Below are 14,590 nucleotides of genomic sequence, written 5' to 3'. Positions count from 1 at the left end.
TCAGAAGCGCCAGATCACGTCGACGAAGGCGCGGTGCATGTACGAGTCCGCTTCCTTGCCGTAGGCGTCACCCGGCTTGAACACACCGGCGCGCAGGCGCACCAGGGCAGATGGCTCGTCGATGGCCTGGCTCATCGAAGCCGGCAGCAGGCCTTGCTTGAAGTACTTGGTCACGACCACGTCCATTTCCTGGCCAAGGTCTTTTTCGCCATCGACCAGCGGGCGGTTCACACCGTTGTCGTTGACCACCGCGTTGATGCCGCTGGAACCGATGTTCTGGTTGCCATCGACACGCCAGAACTTGTGGTAGATGAAGCTGGCGTCGTAGTCGTCGCGCAGTTGCCAGGAGGCGAACAGGGTGGCCGCCTGCAGGTTGCCCAGCTCGCCACGGAAGGCTTCACCGAAGCGGTGCACGCGCGAACGGGTGCCGGTGTAGTTGGAGCGGTTGCTCTCCAGGCCGGTCTGCTCGTAGTTGCTCGAACCGTCGTCGCCACCGCCGCCGCTGCCACGGGCATAGGCCGCACCGACCTGCCATTGCGGGTCGAGGCGCAGGCGGATGCCGAGGTCGGTGGCCCAGGCGTTGACGTCACCGCTCTGCTTGCCGGTGGCCACGGTTTCGTCACCGACGACCTGGCTGCTGAGGGTGTCGCGGTCACCGGTCAGCCAGGTGACGCTGCCCCAGTAGTTGACGGTGTGGTCGTTGCGCCAGTTGTAGGCGTCGCTGTTCGCTTCCAGGCCCAGCCAGGTGAGGTCGCCGGTGCGGGTCTTGTCCAGCGCATCGACGGTTTCGCCCGGGTTCTTCAGGCTGCCGCCATCGTGGGTATGGTGGGCGCGAACGCCGACCCAGTGGCCAGGGGTCCACTGCGTGGCGACGTTGCCGTAGAGGTGTGTGCGGTCCTTGTCTTCCGGGGCCAGCTCGGTGAGGTCGGTGCGGTATTCGCTGAAGCGCTGGGCCACGCCCAGGTCGGCCTTGAGCAGGGTGGTGTCGAAGGTCCAGTTCAGCGCCTCGATATTGGTGTCACGCCACATGCCATCGTCGCTGCGCAGGCGCTGGCGACCGAAACGCAGCTGTTCGCCGGGGTAGGCGGTGAGGCCGCTGTAGCCGACCCAGAATTCGCGCATGGCCAGGTAGCTCTTGTCCTGTTCACGGCCGTCGGCGGCGGTGTCGGTGCTGGTGCCGTCGTCGTTCTGGCGCAAGGTATCGGTTTCAATGGTGTCGGTCGCGGTGACGGCTTGGCCCATGGCATAGGCGCTCCAGTTGCCACGCTCGCCATATACCCAAGGGCGCAGATCGAGACCGAGGCCGTTGACGTCACCGCCGGAGCGGGTGCCAAGGTCACGGTCGTCTTCCGACTGGCCGGTGATTTTCACATCCAGGCCGAAGTTCTTTTCAGCGGTCATTTCCGCCAGGGTCGGGCAGGACCACAGCAGGGCGAAGCTCAGGCCGATGCCAGCTTTCACGAAGGGATTGAGCGTCATAGCGAGTCCTCACCGGTTACTTCTTTTTCGTCGTCTTGCAGGGCTTCGATGGCCAGGGTGCTGTTGGCACCTTGCGCCATGCTGCCGCGCGCCTGCTTCTCTTGTGCCAGCAGTTGCTGGGCCTGGCTGCGCTGGTCAGGCGTAAGTTGCTGGTCGAGCTGCTGCAGCAGTTCAGCGGATTGCGGCGACGGGTTGGCCTGGGCGAGCTGGGCGAATACCCAGGCGTTGCCCGGTTGCGGGCGAATGCCGTGACCTTCGCTGAACAGCTGGGCCAGGGCATAGTCGGCGCTGTTCTGCCCGCCACGGGCGGCGGCCAGCAGGTGGTCGACGGCCTTCTGCGGCTCGACATTGCCCAGGTAGCCGCGGCGGTACAGCTGGCCCAGGTAGTAATGGGCGCTGACTTCGCCGGCGTCGGCGGCAGCCTGCAGGAGTTCTTCGGCTTTGGCCGCGTCCGCAGGCACGGTCTTGCCTTCGTAGTACAGGCGGCCCAGCAACAGTTCGGCGCGTGGCTGTTCGGCTTCGCGGCCCTTGTCGATGTAGGCCATCAGCTGGTCGGTATCGCCCAGCTCGGGGAAGTCGTACACCAGTTGCGCCAGGCTGACCCAGGACGCCGGGTTGGCCGGGGCCACCTGCTCGAGCAGGTCCTTGGCGGTTTTTTCGTCGGTCTGGCCGAGGCTGCGGTCAGCCAGTACCCGGGCAACGCTATCGACCCGGGTGGCCGGCACTGCGCCCTGGGCGTAGGCAGCCTTGAGCTGGCCGAGGAGGGCAGCCTGCTGGTCGGCCTGGCCGCGCTTCTGGTACACGGTGGCCAGTTCGACGTAGCAGATGTCGGTGGTGTTCAGCGCGGCCTTGCAGATTTTCTCCACTTCGCCCAGGTGCTGGTCGTAGGTGCCCTGGGTGCGGTACAGCAGCACCTGGGCCAGGCCCGCTTCCGGGTTACCGGCGGCGCGCCACTGGTCGATCTGCTGCTGCGCATTGACCTTGGGGAAGCTCTGCGGGTAGGTCAGGTAGAGCATCGCCAGCGGGATCAGAGTGTTGCTTTCGCCCTGCTTGGCGGCTTGCTTGAGCAGGGTTTCGGCTTCTTCGCGCTCGGCCTGGGTGCTGTCGGGCTTGGCCACCAGCAGGCGGCCAAGGCGCGCCTGGGCACGCGGCGAGATGGCGGCCGCGGCGCGGTAGGTGGCCTCGGCTTCCTTGATTTTCGCCGGGTCGCGGGTGGCGACCTTGATGTCGGCCAGGCCCACTTGCGCTTCGCTGTAGCCCAGGTCGGCCAGCGCCTTGTAGTTGCGCTCGGCCAGTGCCGTGTCACCGCGCTTCATGGCTTCGTTGGCCAGGCGCTGGTCGGGCAGGCCTGCACAGCCGGCCAGGGTGATGGCTGCAGCCAGGGCACACAGGCCCAGGCTGGCGCTTTTCTTGTGGGGAATCATGTTGTGGTCCTCTTACAGCCCACGGGCCATGGCTTTGTCGATCAGCCAGTTCAGCGATGGGCCACGGTCGCTGTTGACCGAAGCCGGGCGACCGGCGAGTTCGGCGGGCAGGGCGCTGTCGGGCTTGATCTGCACGCGGATGTCGGCGGCCAGGTCTTCGCTGTTGAGGCTGGCGCTGCTGACGATCTGGCCGGTACGCACTTCGTCTTCGCCGGCTACCTGGAAGTTGACGCGGGTGCCTGGCTTGACCTCGTCGAACTGGCGGTAGGTGAAGCGCGCCTCGACCATCGGGTTGGTGGTGCGCGGGATCAGCTGGAAGATCGGCTGGCCCTTGGCGGCGTACTGGCCGTTGTCCACCAGCTGGCGGGCAACCACGCAATCACACGGGCTGGTGAGGGTGCCGGACAGCTGCTTGCCGAACAGTTCCTCGATCTTCGCCGGCTCCAGCTGTGCGTCTTCCAGGTTGCCCTTGAGCATGTCCAGCATGCTGGTGGTGAAACTGGCCAGTGGCGCGCCCTTGGCGATCTGCCCACCGCTTTCGACCAGGCTGTTCACGGTGCCGTCGCGCGGCATGGTGACGTTGGTGGTGGGTACCGCGACCACGCCGGCTTCGGCATGGCTGACGAAGTACATGCCGTACAGCGACTTGGCGATGAAGCCGAAGGCGGCGACACCGACCACGAACACGCCTAGGGTGACGGTGACCGCCTTGAGACGGCCGAACGCGCTCAGGCCGGCACCGCCGTCCTTCTGCTTGCGCGCCTTGGTGAAGTTGTCGCGCTGCAGGGTGCTGAGCACATCGCCGGCAGTGATCAGCTCACCCGACAGGTGCGAGGTGATGATGTGGCGCAGCGTGGCGATGTCGCGGAGCTCGAGGTTCTGAAACTGCGCGCCGGTACGGCCACTGCCCGGATTGTAGGAGCGCACCTGGAACTCGATGTCCATCGACAGGCCGAGGTTGTCGACCGTGAACTGCAGCCGCCCGCGGAGCACGTCGCCAACCGACAGTTGTTGCTTGGTGTGGAAACTCAGGCCACCGGCGGAGAGGTCGTCGACCTTCACATCGTGGGCCTGGCGCTGAGGGTCGAGGAACCGCAGCTTGGCGGGGATGCGTACCCGGGCATGCTGGCGCTGGGCTTCGGACTCATGCACGACGTTGACGTTCACGGCGGTATTCATGTGGTTTGTTCCTGTTAGTTCCGATCCGGGTTGGGCTCACACGACCATGAACAGCACAGCAACGAAGATGCTGGCAGCCGAGAAGGTCATGGTCCGCGAGGACCAGGTGTTGAACCATTGTTGAAAGCTGGCGAGGTCACGCTTGAGGGCAGTGGGCTGACGCGTCCAGGACTGCTTGTCGAGGCGGAAGAACACGTAGATCTTCATCAGTGCGCCGATGATCTGGTTGTAATAGAGAATCAGCGGGTAGGCCGGGCCTACGTTGTGGCCGGAGCACAGCAGCATGATGGTGAGGATCAAGCGGGTGATGCCGATCCACAGCAGATACACCAGCAGGAAGCCCAGGCCGAACTTGAGGCTGGCGATCACCGCCACGGTCAGGCCCAGCAGGCTGGTCCACATCGACACGCGCTGGTCGAACAGCACGATGCTGGTGAACAGCCCCAGGCGGCGCAGGCCCAGGCCAAGCGCGCGGGAGTTCTGCCGCAGGTTGTTGCCGTACCAGCGGTACATCAGCTTGCGGCTGGCCTTGAGGAAGCTCTTCTCCGGCGGGTGCTCGACCGTGTTGATGGCGGCGTCCGGCACGTAGAAAGTGTCGTAGCCCAGGCGCATCAGGCTGAACCAGCTGGACTTGTCGTCACCGGTGAGGAACTTGAAGCGGCCCAGGCGCCAGTGCATCAGCGAGTCGCTTTCGACGTCGGCGATGAACTCGGGGTTGGTCACCACGCTGGCGCGGAACATCGACATGCGTCCGGTCATGGTCAGCACGCGCTTAGACAGGGCCATCGAGCACATGTTGATGTGGCGCTGGGCGAAGCGCAGCTTGTGCCACTCGCTCATGATGTAGCCGCCACGCACTTCGCAGAACTCGTTGGTGGTCAGGCCGCCGACATTGGGGAACAGCTTGAACCACGGCACGGTCTTGCGTACCACGCCATCGCCCAGCACGGTGTCACCGTCGATTACCGCCACCACGGCGTTCTCGTCCGGCAGCATGCGCGAGATCGCACGGAAACCGTAGGCCAGGCCGTCACGCTTGCCGGTACCGGCGATGCGCACGATGTCCAGCTTCACGTGGGCTGGCGGGTTGTATTTGGCCCACAGGCTTTTCACCAGCAGTTCGTCCGACATCTCCACCAGCGAGCAGACCACGGTGGTGGGGAAGCCACAGTTGATCGCCTCGCGGATCACCGAGCTGTACACCTGGGCGGTGGTGAGAGCTTCGATGCGAAAGCTGGTCACCATCAGATACACATGGGACGGGTCGGCGTCCTTGCCCATTTTCTGAACCTTGCGGCGCAGGTACGGGTATACGCCGTAGAGGAAGATCATGCCGCGGATGAAATGGGTGGCGCCCATGGAGTAGCGCCAGATGCCGACTGCGCCGACCAGGAAGATGAAGTGCTTCGACTGCGAGTCGAAGATATCGGCTGGCAGGGCCAGGGCGATCAGCATGAGCAGACTCACGTAGAGCAGCCAACCGGCGCACTGCAACAGCACTGTCTGGATCCTTTGCATGTTCAGCATCCGTCGAGAATTCGGGAAAAGGTGGGCAGCGGGGGTGGGGAGGCCCCCGCTGCCCGGCCAGCACTTACCAGCAGATGCCTTCGGTGCGGCTGGTGGCGCAGGTCGGTTTGCTCATGAAACCGACCAGGTCGATCACGTGCTTGCCGGCCGGTGCTTGTTGGGCCAGTGCACGGAACTGCTCGTCACGGTTGCCCAGGACGATGACGTCGGCGTTGTCGATCACCTTCTGGAAGTCGGCGTTGAGCAGCGACGACACGTGCGGGATCTTCGATTCGATGTAGTCCTTGTTGGCGCCGTGGACGCGGGCGTACTGGACGTTGTCGTCGTAGATATCCAGCTGGTAGCCCTTGCCGATCAGGCGTTCGGCCAGTTCCACCAGCGGGCTTTCACGAAGGTCGTCGGTGCCGGCCTTGAAGCTCAGGCCGAGCAGGGCGACCTTGCGCTTGTCGTGGGCTTCGATCAGCTCGAAGGCGTTCTGCACCTGCGATTCGTTGCTGCGCATCAGCGAGTCGAGCAGCGGTGCGCATACATCGAGGCTGGCGGCGCGATAGGTGAGGGCGCGCACATCCTTGGGCAGGCACGAGCCGCCGAAGGCGAAGCCAGGGCGCATGTAGTACTGGGACAGGTTCAGCACTTTGTCCTGGCAGACCACGTCCATCACGTCACGGCCATCCACGCCTACGGCCTTGGCAATGTTGCCGATCTCGTTGGCGAAGGTGACCTTGGTGGCGTGCCACACGTTGCAGGTGTACTTGATCATCTCGGCCACTTCGATCGGCTTGCGGATGATCGGCGCGTCGAGCTCTTCGTACAGGGCCTGCAAGATGTCGCCGCTGGCGCTGTCCAGTTCGCCGATGACGGTCATCGGTGGCTGGTCGTAGTCCTTGATCGCGGTGCTTTCACGCAGGAATTCCGGGTTGACCGCGACGCCGAAGTCGACGCCGGCTTTCTTGCCCGAGCAGTCTTCGAGGATCGGGATCACCACGTTCTTCACGGTGCCCGGCAGCACGGTGCTGCGTACCACGATGGTGTGGCGGCGCTCGCTGTCACGCAGCACGTAGCCGATTTCGCGGCACACCGACTCGATGTACTCAAGGCCCAGGTCGCCGTTCTTCTTGCTTGGGGTTCCCACGCAGATCATCGATACGTCGCTGGCACGAATGGCTTCGGCGAAATCGGTAGTACCGCGCAGGCGGCCGTTGGCGATGCCCTGTTGCAGCAGTGCTTCCAGGCCAGGTTCGACGATGGGCGACTTGCCCTGATTGATCAGGTCGATCTTGGTGCTGGATACATCCACACCGATCACTTCATGGCCTCGCGCCGTCAGGCAGCCAGCACAGACTGCACCCACATAACCCAAACCAAAGATGCTGATACGCATCGCTATCACCTCATGTGTTTATCACGCCGGCACCTCCGGAGAGAGCCGGACTGGGTTGATTAACAACAGTTTTCGGGCGCACGGATCCATGGCGAAATGCACACTTCGCCGAGCGCAGGCAAAATAAATCCGGAGCGCAAAAAGTTATGCACTCAAATGTGGCAGTAAAAAGCCATTAATTAAAAAACGTGCCCTGGAATGCAGCCGTCTTTATTGCAATGCGCTACGTGGCGCTTTGCTGTGCTTGTTTTTTCAAGTGGAAAAATCCTTTGAAATCAACCACTAGGACGAATTGAAAGGGACGCTTCTCTCCTGCATGGACAGGGTTTTCGGGGGTTCCCGTCATACCTGTCGAAGTTGTTGGGGCGGGTAGTGGATACCTGCCGTTGTCATCTGTAAGTCATCTCTCACAGCCCAAGGGCAGGAAAATCGTTACGGCACTATGAGCGATTCGTCGTAGCAGAAGTTCCGGGGTGGGTTCGGCGTGGATGAAAGATTTCTAAATATTTTTTCAGTGGCGGACAATTTCAATCTGATAGCACTCGGGGGTTTTTCCCCGATATATAAAGGGCGAAACTGTTGCGAGATATTTTTATGCCAGCATCGAAAAATATTTTGAAAAATTCGTCAAAAAAGCTACGAACGGTCTTATGGCGTTTGGCTATAAGTAATGGTGTGTCGATTTTTTGGCGTCGGATTTGTGGCGTGATGGCGATATGAAGCGTGCCCTGTTGCAGGGCAGGGGAGGTGCGTAATGGCTGCTGGCCTCTTCGCGGCTAAAGCCGCTCCCACAGGTTTTGCACTGATCTTGAGTTCAGTGAAGTACATGTGGGAGCGGCTTTAGCCGCGAAGGGGGCGTGACAGGATCACTCGGAAGGATGATCCCGCAGGAACACCAGGTGGTCCGGCTTCGACTGCTCGGCACTGTAGTAGTACCCCTGCACATCGAACTGCTTGAGCTGCTCCGGGTCGCTGATGCGCTGCTGGATCACGAAGCGGCTCATCATGCCGCGGGCTTTCTTGGCGTAGAAGCTGATGATCTTGTATTGGCCGTTCTTCAGGTCCTTGAAGTCGACGTTGATCACCCGGGCCTTGAGCGCACTGCGTTTCACCGCGCTGAAATACTCGTTGCTGGCCAGGTTCAGCAGCACGTCATCGCCCTGTTCGGCCAAGGCCTGGTTCAGCCATTCGCTGATGCGTGTGCCCCAGAAAGCGTACAGGTCCTTGCCGCGGGCGTTGGCCAGCTTGGTGCCCATTTCCAGGCGGTAAGGTTGCATCAGGTCGAGCGGGCGCAGCAGGCCATACAGGCCCGAAAGCATGCGCAAGTGCTGCTGGGCATAGCTGAAATCGTCCTCGCCCAGGCTTTCGGCGTCGAGGCCGGTATACACGTCACCCTTGAACGCCAGCAGCGCTTGCTTGGCATTGGCCGGGGTGAAGTCCGGGGTCCAGCTGCCGAAGCGCGCGGCATTCAGGCCGGCGAGCTTGTCGGACAGGTGCATCAGTTCGCTGATCTGCGCTGGCGACAGGTCGCGCAACTGCTGGATCAGCTCCTGAGAGTCGTCCAGGTACTGGGGCAGGGTGAAACGCTCGGTCACCGGCGGGGTTTCGTAGTCGAGGGTCTTGGCGGGTGATATCACCGTCAGCATCGGGTCGGCTCCTGGCATCGTAGGCCGGGAATTCTACGGGCTGGGCGGTGCAAGTCCAAACTATGGCGACGATAGTCACAGACCATGGCCAGTGCAGAGGCTATAGTGCGCGTTTCGCCGTTGCGGAGCTTCAACCGTGCGTATTGCCTCTGCCTTGCTGGCCGCTCTGCTGAGCCTGGCCGCGCAAGCCGCCCCTTCAACCCAGGTGAGCCTGGACCGCAGCCTGTGGCCCGAAAAGCTGGACAGCCCGGCGTTGTTCGATGTGGCCTCGCGGGCCGAGATCCTCTCGTTCGCCCAGGTGCTGCATGAAAGCGAACTGCTGGACGACGCGGCGCTGGCGGCACGCTTGGGGCTACGGCAGGTCAACCTGCAGAAGGTGCGCCTGGTGCGGGCGCGCATGTGGCAGCGGTTGTGGGAAGGTTATCAACAGGCGCAGCGCAGTTGCGAACAGGATGCGTCGTTCTGCTATCCGGTTACGTCGATGGCGGAGTTGCGCACACAGGCAGCGACGTTCGCCGCCGATGTCGGCACGTTCTACACGGGCTGGATCGAGCCGAGCCACCAGTTCCATGCGCGGTACCTGGACGAACAACTGCGCAAGGCTGCGTTGCTGCCACAGACCAGCAGCGAGGTGGAGCGGTTGTCCTCACGCGAGCGCAATGGGGATGAACTGAACGACCGCATGTTCCTGCTGACCTTCGTCGGCGGGCCCGGGCCGGATGGCGGCAGTACCGATCTGCTGGCTGATTATCTGCGCCGGCAAAAGCTTGAAGGCACGTTCTTCGTGCTCGGCAACCGCCTGCAGCAACGCCGCGACGCCGGTGCGGCAGATGCCTTGCGCCAGCTCTATCGTGGGCATTGCGTGGGGGTTCAGGGTTGGGAGTACCGCTCCCATGCGCAGTGGACAGACTGGCAGGATTCATTGCGGCGCAGCCAGGCTCGGGTGCAGGCCGACTTGCCGGAGCAGTATGTACCGTTGTTTCGGCCGCCCTACGGGCAGCGCCGGGCCGATGGCGAGGCGTTCATGGCCAGCCAGCAGTTGCAAGTGTCGTTGTGGGACATCGATGCCCAGGATGATGGCGCACTGAGCGCCGAGGCCTCTGCCCAGCGGGTGCTGACCTTGATGCTGCTGTGGCGCAAGGGCGTGATCCAGTTCCATGACAGCCTGCCCAAGGCGCAGCCGGCGGTGGAGTGGTTGTTGCGCAATACGGCGCAGAGCGGGATTGGTTGGGGAGACTGCCAGGGATATGCCAACCGGGAGTGAGAGGGGGCTGCTGCGCCGCCCATCGCCGGCAAGCCGGCTCCCACAGGTACCGTGCATGGCTTGCTGGCGATAGCCCCTGCAATGGCAGCCTGATTTTTGACTGTAGTCCTCACGCGCCCCCTCGCCAACCCCTGTTCGTCATTTGGAAAAATAAACTTCACCTACGCGTAAAAAGACTTTTTTTAGTCATCATTTTTGCGGTATGAAGAAACCAGACAGCCGATTCCTGCAGCACAGGTGGCGTCATCCAGGCCCACCTAGCCAGGTTCGCTTCCCGCCCGTAACAACGCGGATACGGGGACAGCGGCAGTCACTCTGCGGCGTAACAGACCACGCCGTGTGGCTTCGACATAAGGTGACCGAGTATGGATGACCAAGGACGCAACCCTTCCTCCAGCAAGCCTATCCTGTATGTGCTCGATACCAACGTCCTGATTCACGACCCCAACGCGTTACTGAACTTCGAGGAGCACCATGTCGCCATCCCGATGACGGTGCTGGAGGAACTCGACAAGCTCAAGACCGGCAAACAGACCATCGCCGCCGAATGCCGCCAGGCCATTCGCCTGATCGACCAGACCCTTGGTGACGCCTCGCCCAGCGATGTCGAGCAGGGTGTGCCGATCCAGCGTGGCAAGAGCGGGCCCAAGGGCTTCCTGTCCATCCTGATGACTCCGCGCAACGAGCCGAACAAGCTGCTGCCGGAAAACCTCAACGACAACATCATCATCAACCAGCTGCTCGAAGTACGGGCCCGGCGCACCGACCTGGATGTTGTGCTGGTCACCAAAGACATCAACATGCGCCTGAAGGCACGTGCCTGTGGCATCGCGGCCGAGGACTACAGCACCGACCAACTGGTCGATGACGTGTCCTTGCTGTCCAAGGGCTACCATTCGGTCACCGGCTCGTTCTGGGACCGGGTGAGCAAGGTCGATACCCGCCAGGAGCGCGGCCGCACCTGGCACCGCGTGCAATTGATCGACAACCTGCCGGCGGTTCACGTCAACGAGTTCATCATCGATGAACAGGGCTTCGTCGGCTGGATCAAGGGTATCCGAAACGACGAACTGCTGTTGCTGGACCTGCACCAGGAACCGCTGCTGCATCAGGAAGCCTGGGGCTTGAAACCGCGGGACATCCACCAGAGCCTGGCGTTGTTCGCCCTGCTTGACCCGGATATCCACCTGGTCAACCTGACCGGCGCCGCCGGTTCCGGCAAGACCATCCTGGCCCTGGCCGCAGCCATCGAACAGACCATGGTAAGCAAGCGCTACCGGCGCATCATCGCCACCCGCAGTGTGCAGGGGCTGGACCAGGAGATCGGCTTCCTGCCGGGCACCGAGGCCGAGAAGATGGAACCTTGGCTGGGCGCCATCACCGACAACCTCGAAGCCTTGCACATGGATGACGAAAGCACCCATGGCAGCGTCGAGTACATCCTCGAGCGCGTGCCGTTGCAGTTCAAGTCGCTGAACTACATCCGTGGCCGTAGCTTCCAGCAGAGCCTGATCCTGATCGACGAGTGCCAGAACCTGACGCCGCACCAGATGAAAACCATCATCACCCGTGCCGGCTCCGGGTCCAAGGTGGTCTGCCTGGGCAACCTGGCGCAGATCGATACCCCCTACCTGTCCGCGACCAGCTCTGGCCTGACCTACCTGACCGAGCGCTTCAAGGACTTCCCCCATGGCGTGCACATCACCCTGCAGGGCGTGCCACGCTCGGTGCTGGCCGAGTACGCCGAGTCGCATCTGTAACCCTCTCCGCCGGGCGGTCCGCCGCCCGGCTTTTTCGCGGGCACGGTTGACGCCCCTCTGCTCAAACCTGACTCACAGGTTTACACTGCGAGTTCCCTTCACAGGAGCAGAGCAGTGCTGACACATCTTGATTCCCAGGGGCGGGCCAACATGGTCGACGTCACTGAAAAGGCCGTGACCGAGCGTGAGGCCACCGCCGAGGCGCGGGTGCGCATGTTGCCGCAGACCTTGCAGATGATCGTCGACGGTGAACACCCCAAGGGCGACGTGTTCGCCGTGGCGCGCATTGCCGGGATCCAGGCGGCGAAGAAGACCAGCGAACTGATCCCGCTGTGCCACCCGCTGATGCTGACCAGTGTCAAGGTCGAGCTGAGTGCCGAGGGGCAGGACGCCGTGCGTATCGTCGCCCGCTGCAAGCTGGCCGGGCAGACCGGCGTGGAGATGGAGGCGCTGACCGCCGCCAGCGTGGCTGCGCTGACGATCTATGACATGTGCAAGGCTGTGGATAAAGGTATGGTCATCGAGCAGGTGCGCCTGCTGGAAAAACTCGGCGGCAAGAGTGGCCACTACAAGGTGGAGGCGTGATGAAGGTCAAGGTGATGTACTTCGCCCGTTACCGCGAATTGTTGGGCGTGGATGCCGAGCGGGTGGAGGGTGCGTTCAAGGTGCTCGACGATGTGCGCCAGGCCTTGGTGGCCAAGGGTGGGCAGTATGAAGTGCTGGCCGAGCAGAACCTGATGTGTGCGCGCAACGAAGAACTGTGCAAGCTCGATGAGCCGCTGGAAGAGGGCGATGAAGTGGCGTTCTTCCCGCCGGTGACCGGAGGCTGAACATGGCTGTGCGAGTCCAGGAAGGTGCGTTCGACCCGGGAGCCGAGACCAATGCCATGCACGCGGCCAATGTCGGTGTGGGCGCGGTGGTCGGTTTTGTCGGCTACGTGCGGGATTTCAACGATGGCCGCGAGGTGGCGGGGATGTTCCTCGAGCACTATCCGGGCATGACCGAAAAGGCCTTGGCCAAGATCGTGGTGGAGGCAGAGCAGCGCTGGCCGTTGCTCAAGGTGGAGGTGCTGCACCGCATCGGTGCGCTCGAGCCGGGTGAGCCGATCGTGTTCGTCGGCGTGGCCAGTGCCCATCGGCAGGCGGCGTTCGATGCCTGCAACTTCATCATGGACTATCTGAAGACGCGGGCGCCGTTCTGGAAGAAGGAAAATACCCAGGAAGGGGCACGGTGGGTGGAAGGGAAACAGAGTGATCAGGATGCGGCGGAGCGCTGGTAGATCCTTGTTTGATGGCCGGGGCGAAGCCCCGGTTCGCGGGTGAACCCGCTCCCACAGGTGCATCACAGGTTTTGAAAGCTGTGCAGTACCTGTGGGAGCGGGTTCACCCGCGAAGAGGCCGGCACAGGTCAATGATGCTTGCGCGGCACCGGCTTCAGCAGCTCATCCGGCGGCATTTCACACTTGATCTTGCGCCCCAGCAGCTCTTCGATCGCTGGCAGCTGGTACGAGTCATCCTCACCGGCAAAGCTGATCGACACACCACTGGTGCCAGCACGGCCTGTCCGGCCAATGCGGTGCACGTAGTCGTCCGGGTCTTCCGGCAGGGTGAAGTTGATCACGTGGCTGATGCCATCGATATGAATGCCCCGCCCCGCCACGTCGGTGGCCACCAGCACGGTGATGCGCCCTTCGCGGAAGTTCTCCAGGGTACGGATACGCTTGTGCTGCGGCACGTCACCCGACAACTGCGCGGCATTGATGCCGTCGCGCACCAGTTTTTCCTCGATGCGCCGCACTTCGTCCTTGCGGTTGGCGAACACCATCACCCGTTCCCACTTGTTCTGGGTCACCAGGTTGTACAGCAGCTTGTACTTGTCGCTGCCGGCCACCGCATAGACGTGCTGCTCCACCGTTTCGCTGGCAACGTTCTCCGGCTCGATCTCGACGATGGCCGGGTTGGTGGTCCACTGCTTGGCCAGGTTCATCACGTCGTCGGTGAAGGTGGCGGAGAACAGCAGGGTCTGGCGCTCGCTTTTCGGCGGCGTCTGGCGAATGATCTGGCGCACCTGGGGGATGAAGCCCATGTCGAGCATGCGGTCGGCTTCGTCCAGCACCATCACTTCGACCATGTCCAGGTGCACCTCACCGCGCTGGTTGAAGTCCAGCAGGCGCCCCGGAGTGGCCACCAGGATGTCGCAATGGCGCGCTTCCAGGGCCTTGAGCTGCTTGTCGAAGTCCATTCCGCCGACGAAGCTCATCACGTTCAGGCCGGTGTACTTGGTCAGGGCGATGGCGTCCTTGGCGATCTGTACCACCAGCTCACGGGTGGGCGCGATGATCAGCGCACGTGGCTCGCCCATGTAGCGTTCCTTCGGCGGCGGCGTCTGCTGCAGCTGGGAAATGATCGAGATCAGGAACGCCGCAGTCTTGCCGGTACCGGTCTGGGCCCGGCCGATGGCGTCCTGACCGCGCAGGGTGTAACCCAGCACCTGTGCCTGGATAGGCGTGCAGTACGGGAAGCCCAGGTCGTGGATGGCATGCATCAGTTCGTTGGACAGCTTGAAGTCGTGGAAGCGGGTCTTGCCTTCCTGTGGCTCGACCACGAAGTCTTCCGGTTTCCACAGGCTGGCCTGCGGCTTGGGCTTGCGCTCGCGACGCGGTTTGTCCTTGGCCGGCTTGTCGGCGGCTGGCGTAACGGCGGCAGGCTGTTCGGCCTGGGGAGTGGGGGTGGCGCGTGGTGCGGCCGGTTTTTCCGCAGGCCGGGCCTCGCTGGCGGGTGCGGGCGCAGGGGGCGTCACGCTGGCAGCAGGAGCGACGGCCTGTGGCGCGGCGTCTCCCTTGCCGAAAATTTTCTTGAGTGCCTTGAGCACGATCGTCTCATCAACTGGTTAAGGAATGTACGCCGGGCAGTGTAATGCAAGATTCAGGC

At 62.7% G+C, this 14,590-nt stretch carries 12 protein-coding genes; 5 read left to right on the top strand and 7 right to left on the bottom strand.

What is annotated here, in order from left to right; all coding sequences use genetic code 11:
* The 6 genes from NY023_RS23105 to yaaA all read right to left on the bottom strand — a co-directional run bounded on the left by NY023_RS23105 (position 1) and on the right by yaaA (position 8,636).
* Complete coding sequence (locus tag NY023_RS23105) at positions 1–1,479, bottom strand: alginate export family protein (RefSeq protein ID WP_013974153.1); 1,479 nt, start codon at positions 1,477–1,479, stop codon at positions 1–3.
* On the bottom strand, positions 1,476–2,903 hold the full coding sequence (algK, locus tag NY023_RS23100) for an alginate biosynthesis TPR repeat lipoprotein AlgK (RefSeq protein ID WP_013974152.1): 1,428 nt from the start codon (positions 2,901–2,903) through the stop codon (positions 1,476–1,478). The genes NY023_RS23105 and algK overlap by 4 nt, the downstream gene beginning before the upstream one ends.
* A 12-nt stretch (positions 2,904–2,915) precedes the next feature.
* On the bottom strand, positions 2,916–4,082 hold the full coding sequence (locus NY023_RS23095) for an alginate biosynthesis protein Alg44 (protein ID WP_013974151.1): 1,167 nt from the start codon (positions 4,080–4,082) through the stop codon (positions 2,916–2,918).
* Between the two features lie 36 nt (positions 4,083–4,118).
* A complete protein-coding gene (locus tag NY023_RS23090; protein ID WP_031324250.1) occupies positions 4,119–5,600 on the bottom strand; it encodes a glycosyltransferase family 2 protein in 1,482 nt (493 codons plus the stop codon).
* Between the two features lie 73 nt (positions 5,601–5,673).
* Positions 5,674–6,990 carry a nucleotide sugar dehydrogenase gene (locus tag NY023_RS23085; protein ID WP_044047156.1) on the bottom strand — a complete coding sequence of 439 codons (1,317 nt, stop codon included), beginning with the start codon at positions 6,988–6,990 and terminating at the stop codon, positions 5,674–5,676.
* An 866-nt stretch (positions 6,991–7,856) separates the two neighbouring features.
* Complete coding sequence (yaaA, locus tag NY023_RS23080; RefSeq protein ID WP_013974148.1) at positions 7,857–8,636, bottom strand: peroxide stress protein YaaA; 780 nt, start codon at positions 8,634–8,636, stop codon at positions 7,857–7,859.
* Positions 8,637–8,772: 136 nt separating this feature from the next.
* On the opposite strand from yaaA, the gene NY023_RS23075 reads away from it, so the two are divergent.
* From NY023_RS23075 to moaE, 5 genes are all read left to right on the top strand, one after another.
* Positions 8,773–9,900 (top strand): polysaccharide deacetylase family protein, encoded by a 1,128-nt coding sequence (locus NY023_RS23075; protein ID WP_013974147.1) that lies wholly within the window; start codon positions 8,773–8,775, stop codon positions 9,898–9,900.
* A gap of 365 nt (positions 9,901–10,265) precedes the next feature.
* A complete protein-coding gene (locus NY023_RS23070; RefSeq protein WP_013974146.1) occupies positions 10,266–11,660 on the top strand; it encodes a PhoH family protein in 1,395 nt (464 codons plus the stop codon).
* 114 nt (positions 11,661–11,774) lie between these two features.
* Positions 11,775–12,245, top strand: coding sequence for a cyclic pyranopterin monophosphate synthase MoaC (moaC, locus tag NY023_RS23065; protein WP_013974145.1), 471 nt, complete (start codon positions 11,775–11,777; stop codon positions 12,243–12,245).
* Positions 12,245–12,490, top strand: coding sequence for a molybdopterin converting factor subunit 1 (gene moaD, locus NY023_RS23060; RefSeq protein ID WP_003251777.1), 246 nt, complete (start codon positions 12,245–12,247; stop codon positions 12,488–12,490). The genes moaC and moaD overlap by 1 nt, the downstream gene beginning before the upstream one ends.
* Positions 12,491–12,492: 2 nt before the next feature.
* Entirely contained in the window at positions 12,493–12,939 is a 447-nt protein-coding gene (gene moaE, locus NY023_RS23055) for a molybdopterin synthase catalytic subunit MoaE (RefSeq protein ID WP_013974144.1), read from the top strand.
* 128 nt (positions 12,940–13,067) lie between these two features.
* On the opposite strand, the gene rhlB is transcribed toward moaE, so the two are convergent.
* On the bottom strand, positions 13,068–14,531 hold the full coding sequence (gene rhlB / locus NY023_RS23050; RefSeq protein WP_013974143.1) for an ATP-dependent RNA helicase RhlB: 1,464 nt from the start codon (positions 14,529–14,531) through the stop codon (positions 13,068–13,070).
* Between the last annotated feature and the right edge of the window lie 59 nt (positions 14,532–14,590).

Origin of the sequence: Pseudomonas sp. NBB (genome assembly GCF_032701105.1) — a bacterium.
Classification (GTDB): Bacteria; Pseudomonadota; Gammaproteobacteria; order Pseudomonadales; family Pseudomonadaceae; genus Aquipseudomonas; species Aquipseudomonas asiatica.
This window is presented reverse-complemented; position numbering and strand designations above follow the sequence as displayed.

Bases quoted from the DNA above. Each gene is read 5' to 3' on its own strand.
- yaaA (WP_013974148.1), bottom strand. From the start codon at position 8,636: ATGCTGACGGTGATATCACCCGCCAAGACCCTCGACTACGAAACCCCG.
- NY023_RS23105 (WP_013974153.1), bottom strand. From the start codon at position 1,479: ATGACGCTCAATCCCTTCGTGAAAGCTGGCATCGGCCTGAGCTTCGCC.
- NY023_RS23085 (WP_044047156.1), bottom strand. From the start codon at position 6,990: ATGCGTATCAGCATCTTTGGTTTGGGTTATGTGGGTGCAGTCTGTGCT.
- algK (WP_013974152.1), bottom strand. From the start codon at position 2,903: ATGATTCCCCACAAGAAAAGCGCCAGCCTGGGCCTGTGTGCCCTGGCT.
- NY023_RS23070 (WP_013974146.1), top strand. From the start codon at position 10,266: ATGGATGACCAAGGACGCAACCCTTCCTCCAGCAAGCCTATCCTGTAT.
- NY023_RS23090 (WP_031324250.1), bottom strand. From the start codon at position 5,600: ATGCAAAGGATCCAGACAGTGCTGTTGCAGTGCGCCGGTTGGCTGCTC.
- moaE (WP_013974144.1), top strand. From the start codon at position 12,493: ATGGCTGTGCGAGTCCAGGAAGGTGCGTTCGACCCGGGAGCCGAGACC.
- NY023_RS23095 (WP_013974151.1), bottom strand. From the start codon at position 4,082: ATGAATACCGCCGTGAACGTCAACGTCGTGCATGAGTCCGAAGCCCAG.
- moaD (WP_003251777.1), top strand. From the start codon at position 12,245: ATGAAGGTCAAGGTGATGTACTTCGCCCGTTACCGCGAATTGTTGGGC.